The following is a 16316-nucleotide window of genomic DNA, read 5'->3' as shown; positions in this document are numbered from 1 at the left end:
CACGTGCAGAAGTACATGAATGAAGCGCGCCAGTTATTGGCACTGGCTATACCAGTGATCGTCGCGCAAGTGGCCCAGACCGCAATGGGATTTGTGGATACGGTAATGGCGGGCGGCTACAGCGCCACCGATATGGCGGCCGTTGCCATCGGCACGTCAATCTGGCTTCCGGCCATCCTGTTCGGCCACGGTCTGCTGCTCGCGCTCACGCCGGTTATCGCTCAGCTCAATGGCTCGGGTCGTCGCGAGCGTATTGCCCATCAGGTCCGTCAGGGTTTCTGGCTGGCAGGGTTTGTCTCCGTGCTGATTATGGTCGTGCTCTGGAACGCGGGCCATATCATTCGTGCCATGCACAATATTGACCCGGCGCTGGCAGACAAAGCCGTGGGCTATCTGCGCGCCCTGCTCTGGGGAGCGCCTGGTTACCTCTTTTTCCAGGTAGCACGTAACCAGTGTGAAGGGCTGGCGAAAACCAAACCCGGCATGGTGATGGGCTTTATCGGCCTGCTGGTGAATATTCCGGTGAACTATGTCTTTATTTACGGTCATTTCGGCATGCCAGAGCTGGGCGGCGTCGGCTGCGGCGTGGCGACGGCGGCCGTTTACTGGGTAATGTTCTTCAGTATGATCGCCTATGTGAAACGCGCCCGTTCAATGCGCGATATTCGCAACGCAAAGAGCTTCAGCACGCCGGACTGGAGCATCATGACGCGTCTGGTACAGCTAGGCTTGCCGATTGCGCTGGCCCTGTTCTTTGAGGTGACGCTCTTTGCCGTGGTCGCCCTGCTGGTCTCCCCGCTGGGGATTGTTAACGTGGCCGGGCACCAGATTGCCCTCAACTTCAGCTCTCTGATGTTCGTCCTGCCGATGTCGCTGGCGGCGGCGGTGACGATTCGCGTTGGCTTCCGCCTGGGTCAGGGCTCGACGCTGGATGCGCAAACGGCCGCGCGCACCGGGCTGGGCGTCGGTGTCTGTATGGCCATCTGTACGGCGCTGTTCACGGTGGCGCTGCGTGAGCAGATCGCCCTGCTTTACAATGACAACCCGGACGTGGTGACGCTGGCCTCACACCTGATGCTGCTGGCTGCGGTGTATCAGATTTCTGACTCCATCCAGGTGATTGGCAGCGGCGTATTGCGCGGATATAAAGACACGCGTTCGATCTTCTTTATTACCTTTATCGCCTACTGGGTGCTGGGTCTGCCGGCTGGCTACGTGTTGGCGCTGACCGATCTGGTCGTTGATCGCATGGGGCCAGCCGGATTCTGGATGGGCTTTATCATCGGACTCACATCGGCGGCGATCATGATGATGCTGCGCATGCGCTTCCTGCAGCGCCAGCCGTCAACGGTGATTTTGCAGCGCGCTGCACGTTAACTACGCAGTAGCCGCCGTCTGGCGGCTACTTTCTCTTCACTTTGCGCGGTAATGAAGCAATCGCGTGAAATCAGAGAGAAAAATGCGTTTTCCCTCTTGCCTCCTTGGTGCTGTGCCGCTAATATTCGTCCCCGTTGTCACCGACAACACGTTGCGTTCATAGCTCAGTTGGTTAGAGCACCACCTTGACATGGTGGGGGTCGTTGGTTCGAGTCCAATTGAACGCACCATTCTGCGTCCGTAGCTCAGTTGGTTAGAGCACCACCTTGACATGGTGGGGGTCGGTGGTTCGAGTCCACTCGGACGCACCATTTCAGTCCTGAAATGGTGCAAATCCTCTCTTGTTACCCTGAATTTTCTTAATCCCTTATTTCCATCATTATTCTCCTGCTACGCTTTTCTTATGGAAAAAATACAGGAAGCGCGTCAATGAAGAATATCGCGATTATCGGCTCCGGCCCCACAGGGATTTACACCTTTTATCATTTGCTGAATAACAGCACCCCGCTCTCCGTGTCAGTCTTTGAACAGGCCGATGAAGCCGGCGTGGGCATGCCCTATAATGACGACGATAATTCCCGGCTGATGCTGGCGAACATTGCGAGCATTGAAATTCCCCCCATTTTTATGACCTACCTCGACTGGCTCAAGGAACAGAGCGACACCCATCTGGCGCGCTTTAAGGTTGATAAAGCCAGCCTGCATGATCGGCAGTTCCTGCCCAGACTCCTGTTGGGAGAGTATTTTCGCGACAGCTTTCGTTCAATTGTAAAAGAGGCTCAAAAGCTGGGGTTCCAGGTTACGGTCCATGAATCCGCGAAGGTAACGGACATCATCCCCTCGACATCCGGCGTAACGCTTTCAGTCAATGACGACACCTTGCCCGATCAATTCGACCTGGCGGTTATCGCCACCGGCCATGTCTGGCCAGAAGAGGATGAAGCCACGCGCACGTTCTTCCCAAGCCCGTGGTCCGGTTTGATGGACGCCAGCATTCCCCCTTGCCGAGTGGGCATTATGGGAACCTCATTGAGCGGTCTGGACGCGGTTATGGCGGTGGTGATGCAGCACGGTGAGTTTCGTGATGGTGAATTCATCCTCGACAAAGGCAGCGAGGGGTTAAACATTACGCTAATGTCCCGAACGGGCATTCTGCCGGAAGCCGATTTTTACTGCCCTATCCCTTATGAACCGCTGTCGGTGTTGACCGAATTCGTGGTTGAAAGCGAGATAGCCAAAGGATCGGATGGCCTGCTTGACCGCATCTTTGCCCTGATGGTGAAAGAGCTTGAACTCGCCGACCCGGCGTGGTGCGAGAAAATTTCTCTGCGTAACCAGGATGCCGACAGCCTTCGTGAGGCGTGGTTTGAGGATCGTAAACGGCACGGGCCCTTCACCTGGGCGGAAGAGAACCTCAGCGAGGTTGAGCGGAACAAACGTGAACGCCGTACCGTGGCCTGGCGCTACACCGTACTTCGGCTGCATGAGGTCGTTCAGGAGATCGTTCCGCATCTCAGCGAGCAGGACAGAAAACGCTTTAAGCAGGGCCTGGCGCGCGTGTTTATCGACAACTATGCCGCCATCCCGCCGCAGTCTATTCGCAGGCTTCTCGCGCTTCGCGAGGCAGGCATCATTAGCGTGGCAGCGCTCGGCGATGATTACACGCTTGATGCCGGCAGCGATCGGACAGTCATCACCACACAAGAGACCGTTTATCGTTTCGACGTTTTTATTGACGCTCGCGGGCAAAAGCCGCTCAAAACGAAAGATCTGCCCTTCCCGACGATACGCAAACGACTGGAAGCAACGGGGGAAGAAATACCCGATATCGGCGAGGATTACACGCTACAAGCGCCTGAATCGGTTCGCGGGCGCATCGCTTTCGGCGCGATACCCTGGCTGATGCACGATCGTCCCTTCGTTCAGGGGCTGGCGGAGTGCGCGGAGATTGCAGAAGCGATGGCGAAGGCGGCTGAAAAACCTGCCTCAGGGGTACGGCGTCGATTACCGTACGTGGAGAACTGACAGGGCTTCCATGCCCTGCAAAGCAAGATGACTCGAAGAACACGTCCGTGTTTTCAGACAGCGAGACGAAGGTTCTCGTTGCTTTATCCAGCACACAAATTTTGCCGAGTTCACTGCCGTCTCCCCAGACGTATTCTTTGTGTTCCGGAATTCGCTAACATATCGATAAACCTACCGGTAATGAAAATCCCCCCTGTCCTACTCCGCCGGGCATGTGGAAAGAGAAATTTGTCATGCTATTAAAAAGCCGCAATATTACTATTGCGGCTTATTTCAGACATTATGGATCCTTTATTTTGTTGACTGAAGCATTCCTTCCGATACAGTCAGGCTGTTTAGAATAGTAAAGATTTTGGCATCCTTTGTATTTCCGTCAGCTGTAGCGATAAAGAATTTGTCGCCCACCTTAGGAAGCGTAGAGGCTGTCTCACCCAAAACATAACCTGCGTAGTCCATGTTGGATGTGCCCCATCCAGAACACTTATTCGTGCTGCCTCCTTTAAATTTCCCCTGGAACCAGGAACCGCAGAAAGTCGTGCTCACTTTTCCAGTTGCATCCTGGGAATCTATGTAGAGGTTGAAATATTGATACGAGGCATAATACTGGGTGGGGATACCAACAGAATATTTAAACTGCGAGCCTACCCTTTCTGTTTTTGCCCAGTCGATGTTTGCAGGCGTTGCAGTCGCAAAGTCCTCAACAGTAAATTGATAGGTTAAAACAACATTGTTACTTTCATCCATCACTTTAAGGAGATGTCCTTCACGGAGATCTTTGCCCTTAAAGCTGATTTTTGTATAGCCATTCCCAAGATCGGTCTGAACAATTGGAGTTTGGTCAACGCCTGCCCCGTAGCTTCCGCCTGAGTAGGGCTGACCATCATGGAAATCGTCTCGCTGCAACACAACGTTATATTTTTTCCCCTGCACACTGGCAGTGTTTTGAGACCATTCAAGTGAAGGAGCATAACTTTCCTTATTCACTGCGACGTCTTTGATCTCCGTATCAACGGGTACCGTATCGTTATGCGTAAACGGTGCAAACACCTCGCTGAAAGCATACTGCGGTGCCTGTGATTCTGTCAGACCACTGTGTTCCGGAGAGACCTGCCCCGGTACACCCGGCTGATCGCGCATCATCGACCACATACCGATCATACCCATATCGCGATCCTGAGCATCGTCCTCCACCAACTTCGCATCGGAGATATAGAACACTTCACCCTGAACGTCGTTATAGCCGTTCATCGGCGTGACGCCCATCATCGCGTTAATTTCTTTGTCTGATTTATCTGTGAAGATCTGCTTCAACTGACTGAAGAGGTTTTCAATGGCTGACGTTGCGCATGCGCCATGGATATTTTGCCCTTCCGTTCCGTCGGACTGGCAGATACTACTGCCATAATCCATCGCCATCACGTTCACCCCTGCCAGGTTTACCCCCTTTGCTTTTGCATCGTTCAGCACATACAGACCGTCTGACGTCAGCCCCGTAGGCAGGACAGGCAGAGTGTACCAGATACCTACGCTACGGCCTTCGGACTTCCACTGATCCTGCACCGCTTTAACAGCTTCGTTGCGACGATTGATGGAGTCATGATCGGCAACCCACGTCCCTTCAATATCGAAATCCAGAACGTTCAGGTTCAGATTTTCAACAATGTCATAATAATGCTGTTGTAGGTCGGATACATTTTTGCAAGAGGCTGCCAAAGGTGAGTTGTTGGCGCCACCGATCGATACCATTACATCGCCGCCCGCCTCACGCAGTGCCTTGATTTTGCTGTACTGGGCATAATCGTTAATATTATACGCAGTGCCCCAGGTTGGCAGACAGGTGTCAGCATCTTTACTCACCACAAATGCCATGGTGAAGTGAGTGACATTCTCTTGTTTCGCCAGAGTTGCCAGATCCGGGATGCTGTTCAGCGTAAAATCGACATATGGTGCATAAACATGGGCTGGCCACGGCGCTGAAGGTGTACCCACCATCGCTTTGGTTCCAGACCAGTCGATATACACTTTCCATGGGTTTGTATCAGAAGGACTTACTTTCTGAACTTTCGCCTGGGAAACGTAATTCTCCCCGTTATAGCGAATTAACGTACCACTCGCGTAAAGTGTGCTGTCACTAAACACAGGTGCATTATTTAACTGATCCTCGGTATACACAACAACTGCACCCAACGGTTTCCATGGGCGTCCGTTGGTGCCTGTCGGGTTCTGGTTGGCAGGTAGAGAAGGATCCTCTCCGACTGTATAGAACAGAGCTTCATATTCCTGACCGTCTTTCTGAACCTTATCCCCTTTATTGTAAGTGGTAGTTGAAATCCACTGCGGGACCTCCGAATAAAGAGCCCAGGGGTTACCTTCACCTGGAGCAAAACCATACGGGCTTTGAGCTGTGGAGGTTTTCCAGGTTGTACCGTTATAAGTGACGACATCATCGGCATTATAACTGTTAGCGCTGTTGTAGTCCGGGTAGGTCACATCGCCGCCGCTGGTCTCACAAGTCGTAGGATTACCGTACTGGCTCATTTCTGCACTTGTCGCAACACGTTCATACTTCCAGGGATTGCTGTCAGACTCGGTCCCCGGGCAGTCGGTTTTAGCGACCCACCATGCATTGGTGTAAACGTTGCTGTCATAAATGACTTCATAGGGCCCCGAACCTTCCTGCCCGTTCCATGCTTCAAGCGCAAATACCGGCACGGCAGAACATAATAATCCAACAGCAAGCATCGCTTTACTCATTGCACTGAGTTTCATTTATTTTTTCCTTGTGGCAAAAAATTAAGCTAATAGAAGAATGATTAGCAACACAACTCTATAAGCATCTCACGCAATGAGGAATATAAAAGCACAGCAGGCAATAAAACCAAGAATTCGGCCTGCAAGACAGACCAGATATTAATAGATATCAGTTATATCTGCCTCAGACAAATATGCACACTCAATATAAAAACCCGCAACCCAATAAACAATAAAACACCTTACCACCTGACACTGCTATTATTTAGGCGAGTTATATTTAAGGGCCATTAATTTACCCTGATTAATGTTTCGTAAAACATCTCAATTTTTTATTTTAACACAGGCAATGTGCGGACGATGATTTCACAACACTGTACATTCCCGTTTCACGGTTTTTTAATCCGTGCGGATAAATGCCGCGCAAAACAAACGTTCTGCCTTTTAACGACGCGATGTAAATAGCTGGATGTTACGGATGAAGGCAGCGGAAAAACCCGCTTCTGGTTTACGGCGGAGAATACTTTATGTTGAAAACTGACAGGGCTTCCATGCCCTGCAAAGCGAGATTACTCGAAGAACACGTCCGGGTTCTCAGACAGTGAAACGAAGGTTTTCGTCGCTTTATCCAGCGCGCGGATATCGCCGCTTTCAATGTCATACACCCAGCCGTGCAGGCGAAGCGAGTTATTACGCAGGCCCACCGCGACGGACGGGTGGGTTTTGATGTTGCTGAGTTGCGCAAACACGTTCTCCTGCACCATCGCATTCACTTTATCGATCGGCTTATCCCAGCTTTTTTTCTCAACCACGGCTTTTGCCGCGTCGGAATAGCGCAGCCAGTGCGATACAGCAGGCATTGGCTCCAGGTTCGCGTTATCGGCAATCGCCTTCATCGCACCGCAGTTGGAGTGGCCGCAGATCACGATGTCGGTCACGCCCAGCGCCACTACCGCATACTCGATGGTTGCAGAGACGCCGCCTGGCTCCGGCCCGAACGGAGGGACAATGTTGCCAGCATTACGAATGACAAAGAGCTGTCCCGGCTCTTGCTGGGTGACCAGTTCAGGAACCAGACGGCTGTCGGAGCAGGAGATAAACAGCGCTTTGGGATTCTGGCTGGACGCTAAACTGCGAAAGAGTTCTTTACGTTGCGGGAAAATCTCTTTTTGAAAGCTGAGAAAACCTTCAATGATATGTTGCATAGCAATTTCTCTTTTATCTGTTTTCGTTTAGGTATGATCGCGATCACACTCGTAAAGTTTACCCATCGTGGTTTACTTCAGACAAGCAATATATTTCTGGCCCGACCGCTGCACAATGTCGTCGGCACCGGCCTGGATGTTCTGCCCTTCGAACGCGCCGTAAAGACGAGCGAACGGTTTTCCCGCGAGGCGCCGGGTAACGTCCTCAACCGTACGGGCAGGCAGCGGAAGCATATTCGGGTAGCTCCACATAAACGACACGGCATCTTTCCCCGGGGTGACCTGCAAAATATCCCCTGCCAGCAAAACGCCCTCGCCTTCCTGCCAGTGCAGCACCGTCCCGCCCGCAAAATGCCCGCCGAGGCGCAGCAGCGTGACCGAGGGCATAATCTCCAGCGCGTCGCCATCCCAGAAATGAATCGCCGGGCTGTCGCGCATCACCCACTCCTTATCGCTGGCGTGGAGATAGACCGGCGCATCGAAAGCCGCGGCCCACGCCTGCATCGTGGTGTAATAGTGCGGATGCGAAATCGCAATGGCGTGAAGGCCACCGAGCGCGGTGATGAGCGTTTGGGTTGCGGGATCGAGGTTGGCGATGCAGTCCCACAGAATATTGCCGTGGGGGGTGCGCAGAAGCAGCGCTCGCTGGTTAATAGCAAAGGACGGTACCGTTTTGATACTGAACAGCGCGGGCTCCAGCTGCTGCCACTTGTTCGCGTGTGAGGCCGTCACCGTCGCATAATCAATCCACGCCTGACCGCTGGCCGGGACATACTGGCGTTCATCCTCGCAAATCGGACATCTCTCCGGCTTTCCATCATAGGAAGTACCGCAGGTTCTACAGAGTGTAATCATGAGCGCTCCTCGGTGATAAAGCACTGAGTATGGCAGGGATTATCCTTATGTGCTGCGAGGTACATTGCCGGCGTTTTTTACCCTATACTGTGCCAGTATCAAAACCCGAACAGAGCAGGTGCAACATGGAAATTGATCTCGATAACTTAGTTTTTAACGGACTGGATGAAGCGGAAGAGCGTAACGCGGAACGTCTGGACGACGCGGATAAAAAAGCGCAGGCGGTTGTTGCTGACGACGACTGCGGTGATGCCTGCAAAATTTGATAAGAAAAGCACCGGAAAACCGGTGCTTTTTTTTACTACTTTTTCAGCCCGTCAATGGCCGCCTGAGCGCAGGCTTCATCAAGATGACCGCCCGGTGCACCGCCGATGCCGATAGCCCCAATCACCTCATCACCTTCTTTTACCGGCAGCCCGCCGGCCAGCAGCAGGAAGCCTGGAATATCACGCATATTCTGTGCGCCCGCATTGCTCTGCGCCGCTTCCATAACTTTGCCTGACGCATTCTTTGCGCTAAGCGCCGTAAACGCTTTCATTTCGCTGGCTTTTACCGTGTGAGGACCGGCGTTATCCATACGCTGCACCGCCTTTACCACGCCCGCACGGTCAACCACCGTGACCGCAACCTGGTAATTTTTCGCTGCGCACGCCTGAATGGCGGATGTTGCCAGCGCGTTAGCCTGGGTCAGAGAGAGATTTTTTTGGGTCAACGTCTCGGCCTGCGCGGCCAGACTTACGCTACCCGCGACCAGTGCCGCAACCATCATGACTTTTTTCATTGCACTTCCTCGCGTGTTGTTAGACATCCCGGAGGTTACTTAACGGCGCGATGAAACGTAATTCGGTTGATTACGCACTCAACCTGGTAGTTATACGGATTGCAATTTGTCGTACGCCCGGCTCGCCTGCACCAGGCTAGTAACGCCGAGCTTGGCAAACGCCGCTGCGCGGTGCGCTTCCACGGTCCTCGGGGAAAGATTCAGACGTGCAGCCACCTCTTTATTACTGCACCCTTCCATCAGTACAGTCAGCACCTCGTGCTCCCGCGCGGTTAGCTGTTCAAAGCGTGCTTTGATCTGCGAAAGATCCTGCCAGGCGGCAGACCGTCGCTGGCTCTCCTCAAAGGCCAGCCCAACCGTTTCGATGAGTTTATCGGCGTCTAACGGTTTGGTGAAAAACTCAAACACGCCGTTGCGAAACGCGCGACGGCAGGCGTCAATCGTTCCGTGCCCGGTCATGATAATGACCGGCAGCAGCGGCCACGGCCATTCGCCCTCCTCCAGCCACGTCAGCCCGCCTTTGCCCGGCATGCGCATATCCAGAAGCAGACAGCCGACGAGCGTCGATTCATCGCGCTGCGCCTTAGTAAAGGCCTCGATGCTCTCAAAGGCCTTAACCTGCCAGCCCATCCCTGACAGTAAAAACGCCAGGGATTCTCTGATGGACTCGTCGTCATCAATGAGCCAGACCACCTTATCCATGCTTTATCTCCTTTCCTGCTGCCAGCTGCAAGCGGATCTGCGCCCCACCCTGCGGGGCATTGCCCAGGGCTATCGAGCCGTTCATGCGCGTCATCAGCGTCTCCGTTAGCGTCATCCCCAGCCCAATTCCGCCGGGACGTCCGCTAAAGAATGGCATAAATGCGTTCTGCAGAGCATCCGGGCTAAACCCGGGCCCGCCGTCGGTCAGAGTCACCAGAATGCCCTTCTCATTTTTCTGACTGTCGATTCGCACCCAGCCGTGCGTGCTCTCCTGCTGCGCCTGAATCGCATTGCTGAGCAGATTGTGCAGGATCTGTTCCAGCCAGAGTCGGTCCGCCATCACGATCGTGGCATCCGCAGCAAACGCATGAATGACCGCGATACGCCGGGATTTACGCTCGTGCTCCAGTAAATTCTCCACCTGATGCCAGCACTGCACCAGATCGGTTTCGCGCAGGGTCACCTTCTCCTGTACCACATGCTCGCGAAACCGCGTCAGCAAAGCGCTGATACGCTGCGTTTGCAGCAGCGCGGCCGCGAGCGCCTGCGAGACGGCCTGCGGATTATCCTGCTGCTGTCGCTGCGCCCCCTGGATCCAGGTTTGCACGGCGGTAAGCGGCTGGTTGATTTCATGGACGATGCCCGCGGTGATCTCTCCCAGCGTGTTAAGCCTGGCATGCTGATAATAAAGTGCACGCTGCTCGGCCTGCTGGCGCTGTTTGCGCTGCCAGATCACGGTTCCCGCGCCTGCAATCACCATTCCCCACGTCAGAAAGAGCAGCGGATACGCCAGCCAGGAGACCCTGAACCAGTCCGGATCTGCCGCGGCAGAGAGAATAAAGGGTTGTGTATGCTGCGGGAAGGCGCGCTGCCAGTGCCAGAACGCGCCTGTAGACCCCGGTTGATCGTCATTCGAGAGGTTCAGATGCAGCTCTGCAAAGCGATGGCCCGGCGCAAGCAGCGCGGTTAAGTCGATCAGGACGCGGATCTGCCGCCACGGGTTGTATAGCCAGTACTGAACCCCGCGAAAAGGCTCCACGCGCGCGGCGTCCAGCGCACGACCGGTGGTTTTTTCCAGGGCCTTAATGTGGGGGAATTTTTTGCGCAACGCGGCGAGGTTTTCATCGCCATTCAGAAGCGGAAGCACCGACTCGTTTTGCGTCAGCACGGCGCCGATCGCCGAATACAGCGCCGTAAACTCGCGATCGCGCTCCCAGAACTGGCGGCGTATCTGTTCCGCATACAGCAGCACGCCGCTTATCAGGCAGACCAGCACCCATACCGCGATGCTGCGCTTTATCATTTTTTTTATGCTCATAGCGTTAACTGGCACCGTCATTCAGGCTATCGACATTACCAGTTAACGTTGATGAGAACAAAAAAACGCGGCGCGATCAGATCTCCGGCGTTTTGCTAAAGCCGGTCAGCATGAGGATCAGGCTTTGTGGGGATGCTGCCGTCTCAAACTGGTAGTGATTGCCCTGACGATCGCCGCCGATGTACCACGAAATCTCGGTTTTCCCTTCTGCCAGCGCCTTGCGCACCGCTTTATCCACGTCCACCATCCGGTATTCGCGGGAGTGGTTAAGGTAAAGCACCGCATCCGAACGGTAGTTACAGGCTGGCCGCGACTGCCAGCTCACGCTGGCCGGATCCCAGTCGTTGCTTGCCGGATAGAAGAAGATTTGATCCGCGCCGTTGGTTTCCACTTTCCCGCCATAAATCCGCACGCGGTATTTAAACTGCGCAGGATCCTGTCCGGCAGGCAGCGGCGGAATATGGAACTTCACCAGCGACAGCGTTTCGCTGTTTCTCGTGCGTCCGCCGTTCTGCCAGTTATCCTGCACCAGCAGGGCCTGGGGATCGGGCTGGGAAAGCGTTGGCTCCAGGCTGCTGAGCCAGACGTTGGCTTTCGCTTTTGAATAACCATACGGAACGGTAGTGCCACAATCCAGCCCGCGATTCATGCACAGGTCGGTCATAAAGCGCGCGGCGTCTTCCGTCCAGCCGTTCATAAAGTCAGCATGCGCCGTATAAAGGCTTCCCCATCGCTCTTCACGCTCGTCGCCGTGCATGATGGGGTCGAGGGAAAGCTGCGCTTTGCTGGTATCGAGCGAGCTAATTGTCGGGAGCACGTACGCAATGTTCATGTTCACGGTGGGAATTTTCACCGGGAAATCGGACGGGCACTGCCCTTTGGTGTCGTAGGTCGCGTTGACCAGACCGTGGGCGGGCTTCAGGTTTACCCCGTCCCAACAGTTCGGAAACTGAATGCCGATATTAAACTGCACGGCATCGTTCGCCTTGCGTAAGCCGCAGACCTCGCCCGTTTTGGTGGTGTAGCCATTGCCGTTAGCGCACAGGAAGGTGATATGTGGATTCGGCGCGGTGCCGTGATGATCGCCCGCCAGCAGCGACAACCCCGCCGGGAATGGGTGCAGCGGCCAGGCGTCCACGTTCGATGCCTGATAATAGGTTTTTTGATAGGCAGGTTTAACCACCGTTCCGTCAGGCAATCTCAGAGAGGGTGCCCAGTAGGCCGAGCTGTCTGCTTTGTTATCGCAGGTGGTCTTTTCATCTCTACGCAGCGATTCACGGCTGGAGAAGGCATCCGTTTGCGCGTTGCCAAAAAAATCGTGCAGCATAGCCTCGTTGGGCATGCCGTACATCATAATGGCATCGTCGCCGAGCGTGTGGGAGTAACCGCAGACGACATGCGCCTGTGGCGCAGCGTGTGCCGCCTGGATGGCAATCAGTAGTGCGGTGGCAGAAAGTGCCGGGGTTAATACTGTCCGTTTCATTATCATCTCCTTCTGAGAAAGGAGATATTGGTAACAAAACGGCTATGGTTTACCGAGGATTTGCCCGCGTATTTTTCCGTTCATCCCTGCTTTACATGCAGCACGCACAGCTCATTCCAGTACATTTCGCGCGTGCGGCGCAGTTCAGCGTGACGTTTTATCATGGAACCACTCCGGGTCGATGTTGGCAACGTCCACGCCATACAGGCTGGCAACAGGCAGTATCGACTCAAGAACACGCTGCGCGCTGTTCTCCGCATTCGCGGGTCGGGTCGCAAAAAACCGCCGTAACGTGCTGATCCATTTTTTCATCGTCTTTACTCCTCTTGCTTCACCTGATCTAAGTTAAACACTCAAATTTGGCGCGGGGGAAATACCAATATCGACTGTTCATGTGCAGTATCTGCAAATAGCCTTCCCTTTTATTTACCTGTTCATAACACCCTGTTCACTAATGCTTTTTTTCTCATAGCAAAGAACGATTTCTTATTTGGCGATAGCTTTCGCTTATGGGAGCGTAGCGGGGTAAAACAAAAACAACAGGATGGCGAATGACTATGGCAGCAAACATGAAAGGGTTTACCAAACGGACACTGGTTCTGGGATTACTGGCAGCCGGGAGCCTGCTTTCAGCACAGGCACAGGCCGATCGGCTGGCGGATATTAAGGCCGCAGGGGTGGTGAAAGTGGCCACGTTTGACGCCAACCCGCCGTTTGGCTCTATTGATGCCAAAACGCACGAGATCGTGGGTTATGACGTGGACTTCGCCAAAGCGCTGGCAAAATCGCTCGGCGTGAAGCTTGAGCTGGTTGCCACCAATCCGGCGAACCGAATCCCACTGCTTCAGTCCGGTAAAGCGGATCTGATTGTGGCGGATATCACCATCACCCCGGAACGCGCGCAGGTGATTGATTTCTCCACCCCCTATTTCGTGACCGGACAACAGTTCCTGGTTCCGGCTAAATCATCGGACAAGCTTGATGACTATAGCCGGGCCCGCATTGGTGCGGTGAAAGGGACAACGGGTGAGCAGGCGCTGCACCAGCGTTTCCCGCAATCTCGCGTGCTTTCTTATGATGATATTCCTCTGGCGCTGACGGCGCTGCGCAACGGCAACGTGCAGGCCATCACCCAGGACAGCACTATTCTTGCAGGCCTGCTGGCACAGGCCCCGGATAAAGCGAACTTTAAAATCCTCCCCGATCTGCTCAGCAAGGAAGAGATTGGCGTTGGGGTGAAAAAAGGCGAAGCTGAGCTGCTGAAGGCCGTCAACGACGAGCTGGTTAATCTTGAGAAGAACGGTCAGGCGGCAAAAATCTACGATGTCTGGTTTGGCCCAAACACCCCCGCTCCACAGCCTCGCGCCTTTAAAATAGAAGCTCAGTAATATGCTCTCAGGTTTATTTTCACACTCCGCGGCCGGCGCCGCGGATTTTTCACATCTGGAACACGCCAGCGTCGAGTTTCGTGACGTCGTTAAACGTTACGGCGACCACGAGGTATTAAAAGGCATTAACCTCAGCATCTCTCCGGGTGAAGTGGTGGCAATCCTCGGTCCATCCGGTTCAGGTAAATCGACGTTGATCCGTCTTATCAACCAGCTTGAAACCCTCAGTGACGGCGACATTCTGATTGATAACAAACCCACCGCCCGACTTGCCGCAGCAGCCCTGCGCCAGTTACGCAGCCGCGTCGGTTTTGTTTTCCAGCAGTTCAATCTTTACGCCCACCTCACCGCCAGCCAGAACATTACCCTGGCACTGGAGCACGTGCACGGCTGGAAGCCGCAGCCTGCCCAGGCGCGCGCCCTGGCACTGCTGGAAAAGGTCGGGATGCTCGAAAAAGCCCATCACTTTCCCGCGCAGCTCTCCGGCGGCCAGCAGCAGCGCGTGGCGATTGCTCGCGCGCTGGCCTCGTCGCCGCAAATCATTTTGTTCGATGAGCCCACCTCCGCGCTGGATCCGGAGATGATTGGCGAAGTGCTGTACGTGATGAAGGCCCTTGCCCACAGCGGGATCACCATGATTGTGGTGACGCACGAGATGCAGTTTGCCCGGGAGATTGCTGACCGGATCGTCTTTATCGACGGCGGGCAAATTCTGGAAACCGCTCCGCCGGCACAGTTTTTCAGCCAGCCGTCACATCCGCGCGCGCGGCGATTCCTGCAAAAAGTGCTCGACCCACTTCACCAGGAGCCGCTGTAATGCACGCGTTCGACTGGCAGGGCGTGCTGACCGGGCAGCCCCTGCAGTGGATTTTATCCGGTTTTCTCACCACGCTGTGGGTCACGCTTGCGGGACTGGCGCTTGCCACCCTGCTAGCGCTGTTGTTTCTGCTTCTTCGCCTCTCCGCAGGACGGTTTGGTCATGCCGTCGTCAGCGGCTGGGTCTCGCTGTTTCGCAACACGCCGCTGCTGGTGCAGCTCCTGTTCTGGTACTTCGCCGCCTGGAACGGCCTGCCGCTCGGGCTTAGGGACGTCGTGAATGCCGATCACGCCTGGTCGATTCTGCCCGGTGACGTCTGGTGGTTCACCCCTGAATTTTTATGTTCTGCCTGGGGGCTGGGCGTGTTCACCTCAGCATTTTTAATTGAGGAGATTGAGTCCGGGCTGCGTTCCGTCCCCGGCGGACAGCGGGAAGCGGCGCTGGCGCAGGGGTTTTCTGCCTGGCGGTTATTTCGCTACATTCTGCTGCCGCAAGGACTGGCGAACGCCTGGCAGCCTGTCGTCGGTCAGTATCTCAACCTGATGAAGCTCTCCTCCCTCGCCAGCGGAATTGGCTTTGCCGAACTCACCTGTCAGGTGCGGCAGATCGAAAGCTACAACGCGCACGCGCTGGAGGCCTTTACCGTGGGAACCGCACTGTATCTGCTTACCGGCGTTGTGATGGGTATGCTACTGACGCGACTCGGCCCCCGCGCAGGGAGGGCTCAGCATGATTGCCGGATTTAACGTGATTGCTGATAACCTGGATTATCTGCTGTGGGGACGTGCCGCTGCGGGTGAGCCCGGAGGCGTGTTGCTCTCGCTGCTGATGGCCGCGGGTGCCGCCATACTTGCTTTGCCCGGCGGTATTGCGCTGGCGTGCGCCGCGTGGCGCTATCCCGGACCTGGGCGTAAGGCGCTGTTTTTATGGGCAGAGTTGATACGCGGTATTCCGCTCATCTTTGTGATTTTCTGGATGTGGTATCTGCTGCCGCTGATGACCGGCGGCGATCTGCCGGGGGCGCTTACCGTCACGCTGGCGCTGGCCTGGTTCACGGCGGCATCGGTCATGCATTCGGTTCTCGCCGGGCTAAATGCATTGCCAGCCGGGCAATATGAAGCGGCACTGACCCAGGGGTTCAGCACGCGGCAAACCCTGTGGCGCGTGCTGCTCCCGCAGGTGATGCGCAATATTCTGCCGTCTCTGGTGGGGATATTTATCAGCCTGCTGAAGGATACGTCGCTGGCGTTTATCGTGAACGTCCCGGAACTGACCACCGTAGCGGGCCAGGTCAACAACCGGGTGCAAATCTACCCGGCGGCCATTTTTATCTTTACGAGCGTGGTCTACTACCTGCTCTGCTGCTCGCTCGAGCAGTTTGCGAAACGCTGGCGCCTTACCCGGCCAGCGCTTTAACCACCGTTTCCATCGCTTCGGTTGTCAATTCACTGCGTTTAACGCGCTGGTTCGCCAGCGCGGTTCGCAGGACTCCGGCAATGACAATATGCTTTGGCTCCTGCCCTAAATCACGCATCTCAAGCACCACCTTCCCGACCACCCGGCACATCTCCTGGTACAGCGCTTCATCTTTGGTCACGTTACCCATCGTCATCA

The 16316-nt window shown here is 54.9% G+C and carries 16 protein-coding genes, 2 tRNA genes and 1 pseudogene; 9 read left to right on the top strand and 10 right to left on the bottom strand.

What is annotated here, in order from left to right:
* Positions 1-3: 3 nt before the first annotated feature.
* The 4 genes from mdtK to V1603_RS13140 all read left to right on the top strand — a co-directional run bounded on the left by mdtK (position 4) and on the right by V1603_RS13140 (position 3402).
* On the top strand, positions 4-1377 hold the full coding sequence (gene mdtK / locus V1603_RS13155; protein ID WP_116340406.1) for an MdtK family multidrug efflux MATE transporter: 1374 nt from the start codon (positions 4-6) through the stop codon (positions 1375-1377).
* Positions 1378-1530: 153 nt separating this feature from the next.
* Positions 1531-1607 (top strand) — tRNA-Val (locus tag V1603_RS13150).
* Positions 1608-1611: 4 nt separating this feature from the next.
* A tRNA-Val gene (locus V1603_RS13145) sits at positions 1612-1688 on the top strand.
* A 118-nt stretch (positions 1689-1806) separates the two neighbouring features.
* Positions 1807-3402, top strand: a complete 1596-nt coding sequence (locus V1603_RS13140; RefSeq protein WP_395312742.1) for an FAD-NAD(P)-binding protein — start codon at positions 1807-1809, stop codon at positions 3400-3402.
* 31 nt (positions 3403-3433) lie between these two features.
* Here V1603_RS13140 and V1603_RS13135 read toward each other — a convergent pair.
* The 4 genes and pseudogenes from V1603_RS13135 to V1603_RS13120 form a co-directional block, all read right to left on the bottom strand.
* Positions 3434-3514: pseudogene (locus tag V1603_RS13135) on the bottom strand (carbonic anhydrase); the annotation flags it as partial.
* Positions 3515-3693: 179 nt separating this feature from the next.
* Positions 3694-6171 carry a glycosyl hydrolase family 18 protein gene (locus V1603_RS13130; protein ID WP_395312741.1) on the bottom strand — a complete coding sequence of 826 codons (2478 nt, stop codon included), beginning with the start codon at positions 6169-6171 and terminating at the stop codon, positions 3694-3696.
* Positions 6172-6722: 551 nt separating this feature from the next.
* Complete coding sequence (locus V1603_RS13125; RefSeq protein ID WP_316378975.1) at positions 6723-7358, bottom strand: carbonic anhydrase; 636 nt, start codon at positions 7356-7358, stop codon at positions 6723-6725.
* 72 nt (positions 7359-7430) lie between these two features.
* Positions 7431-8213 (bottom strand): MBL fold metallo-hydrolase, encoded by a 783-nt coding sequence (locus tag V1603_RS13120; RefSeq protein WP_395312740.1) that lies wholly within the window; start codon positions 8211-8213, stop codon positions 7431-7433.
* 125 nt (positions 8214-8338) lie between these two features.
* Here V1603_RS13120 and V1603_RS13115 point away from each other — a divergent pair, with 125 nt between their 5' ends.
* Positions 8339-8479, top strand: coding sequence for a hypothetical protein (locus V1603_RS13115; RefSeq protein ID WP_061098445.1), 141 nt, complete (start codon positions 8339-8341; stop codon positions 8477-8479).
* Between the two features lie 35 nt (positions 8480-8514).
* Here the strand turns inward: V1603_RS13115 and V1603_RS13110 are convergent, their stop codons facing one another.
* The 5 genes from V1603_RS13110 to V1603_RS13090 all read right to left on the bottom strand — a co-directional run bounded on the left by V1603_RS13110 (position 8515) and on the right by V1603_RS13090 (position 12809).
* Complete coding sequence (locus V1603_RS13110; RefSeq protein WP_116340412.1) at positions 8515-8994, bottom strand: heme-binding protein; 480 nt, start codon at positions 8992-8994, stop codon at positions 8515-8517.
* A 90-nt stretch (positions 8995-9084) separates the two neighbouring features.
* Complete coding sequence (locus V1603_RS13105) at positions 9085-9696, bottom strand: response regulator transcription factor (protein WP_166710872.1); 612 nt, start codon at positions 9694-9696, stop codon at positions 9085-9087.
* Positions 9689-10999: a sensor histidine kinase gene (locus V1603_RS13100; protein WP_395312739.1), complete on the bottom strand. Its 1311-nt coding sequence runs from the start codon at positions 10997-10999 to the stop codon at positions 9689-9691. The genes V1603_RS13105 and V1603_RS13100 overlap by 8 nt, the downstream gene beginning before the upstream one ends.
* Before the next feature lie 91 nt (positions 11000-11090).
* A complete protein-coding gene (locus tag V1603_RS13095) occupies positions 11091-12497 on the bottom strand; it encodes a DUF1996 domain-containing protein (protein WP_395312738.1) in 1407 nt (468 codons plus the stop codon).
* A 144-nt stretch (positions 12498-12641) separates the two neighbouring features.
* Positions 12642-12809 carry a hypothetical protein gene (locus V1603_RS13090; protein WP_013096943.1) on the bottom strand — a complete coding sequence of 56 codons (168 nt, stop codon included), beginning with the start codon at positions 12807-12809 and terminating at the stop codon, positions 12642-12644.
* Positions 12810-13054: 245 nt separating this feature from the next.
* Between V1603_RS13090 and V1603_RS13085 the strand changes: the two genes are divergently transcribed.
* Genes V1603_RS13085 through V1603_RS13070 form a run of 4 tightly spaced genes read left to right on the top strand, consistent with a single transcriptional unit; the run spans position 13055 to position 16118 of the window.
* Positions 13055-13885: an ABC transporter substrate-binding protein gene (locus tag V1603_RS13085; protein ID WP_166712689.1), complete on the top strand. Its 831-nt coding sequence runs from the start codon at positions 13055-13057 to the stop codon at positions 13883-13885.
* A gap of 1 nt (position 13886) precedes the next feature.
* The gene (locus V1603_RS13080; RefSeq protein WP_116340422.1) at positions 13887-14702 is read left to right on the top strand and encodes an amino acid ABC transporter ATP-binding protein; all 816 of its coding nucleotides are present in this window, start codon (positions 13887-13889) and stop codon (positions 14700-14702) included.
* Entirely contained in the window at positions 14702-15448 is a 747-nt protein-coding gene (locus V1603_RS13075; protein ID WP_116340425.1) for an amino acid ABC transporter permease, read from the top strand. The genes V1603_RS13080 and V1603_RS13075 overlap by 1 nt, the downstream gene beginning before the upstream one ends.
* Positions 15432-16118 carry an amino acid ABC transporter permease gene (locus tag V1603_RS13070; RefSeq protein ID WP_395312737.1) on the top strand — a complete coding sequence of 229 codons (687 nt, stop codon included), beginning with the start codon at positions 15432-15434 and terminating at the stop codon, positions 16116-16118. The genes V1603_RS13075 and V1603_RS13070 overlap by 17 nt, the downstream gene beginning before the upstream one ends.
* Here the strand turns inward: V1603_RS13070 and fumD are convergent.
* Positions 16099-16308, bottom strand: coding sequence for a fumarate hydratase FumD (gene fumD / locus V1603_RS13065; protein ID WP_008500615.1), 210 nt, complete (start codon positions 16306-16308; stop codon positions 16099-16101). The genes V1603_RS13070 and fumD overlap by 20 nt on opposite strands.
* Between the last annotated feature and the right edge of the window lie 8 nt (positions 16309-16316).

This window comes from Enterobacter sp. ECC-219 (assembly GCF_043966805.1).
Lineage (GTDB): Bacteria > Pseudomonadota > Gammaproteobacteria > Enterobacterales > Enterobacteriaceae > Enterobacter > Enterobacter cloacae_N.
This window is presented reverse-complemented; position numbering and strand designations above follow the sequence as displayed.

Bases quoted from the DNA above. Each gene is read 5' to 3' on its own strand.
- fumD (WP_008500615.1), bottom strand. From the start codon at position 16,308: ATGGGTAACGTGACCAAAGATGAAGCGCTGTACCAGGAGATGTGCCGG.
- V1603_RS13100 (WP_395312739.1), bottom strand. From the start codon at position 10,999: ATGATAAAGCGCAGCATCGCGGTATGGGTGCTGGTCTGCCTGATAAGC.
- V1603_RS13115 (WP_061098445.1), top strand. From the start codon at position 8,339: ATGGAAATTGATCTCGATAACTTAGTTTTTAACGGACTGGATGAAGCG.
- V1603_RS13120 (WP_395312740.1), bottom strand. From the start codon at position 8,213: ATGATTACACTCTGTAGAACCTGCGGTACTTCCTATGATGGAAAGCCG.
- V1603_RS13070 (WP_395312737.1), top strand. From the start codon at position 15,432: ATGATTGCCGGATTTAACGTGATTGCTGATAACCTGGATTATCTGCTG.
- V1603_RS13140 (WP_395312742.1), top strand. From the start codon at position 1,807: ATGAAGAATATCGCGATTATCGGCTCCGGCCCCACAGGGATTTACACC.
- V1603_RS13090 (WP_013096943.1), bottom strand. From the start codon at position 12,809: ATGAAAAAATGGATCAGCACGTTACGGCGGTTTTTTGCGACCCGACCC.
- V1603_RS13075 (WP_116340425.1), top strand. From the start codon at position 14,702: ATGCACGCGTTCGACTGGCAGGGCGTGCTGACCGGGCAGCCCCTGCAG.
- V1603_RS13085 (WP_166712689.1), top strand. From the start codon at position 13,055: ATGGCAGCAAACATGAAAGGGTTTACCAAACGGACACTGGTTCTGGGA.
- V1603_RS13130 (WP_395312741.1), bottom strand. From the start codon at position 6,171: ATGAAACTCAGTGCAATGAGTAAAGCGATGCTTGCTGTTGGATTATTA.
- V1603_RS13110 (WP_116340412.1), bottom strand. From the start codon at position 8,994: ATGAAAAAAGTCATGATGGTTGCGGCACTGGTCGCGGGTAGCGTAAGT.
- V1603_RS13095 (WP_395312738.1), bottom strand. From the start codon at position 12,497: ATGAAACGGACAGTATTAACCCCGGCACTTTCTGCCACCGCACTACTG.
- V1603_RS13080 (WP_116340422.1), top strand. From the start codon at position 13,887: ATGCTCTCAGGTTTATTTTCACACTCCGCGGCCGGCGCCGCGGATTTT.
- V1603_RS13105 (WP_166710872.1), bottom strand. From the start codon at position 9,696: ATGGATAAGGTGGTCTGGCTCATTGATGACGACGAGTCCATCAGAGAA.
- V1603_RS13125 (WP_316378975.1), bottom strand. From the start codon at position 7,358: ATGCAACATATCATTGAAGGTTTTCTCAGCTTTCAAAAAGAGATTTTC.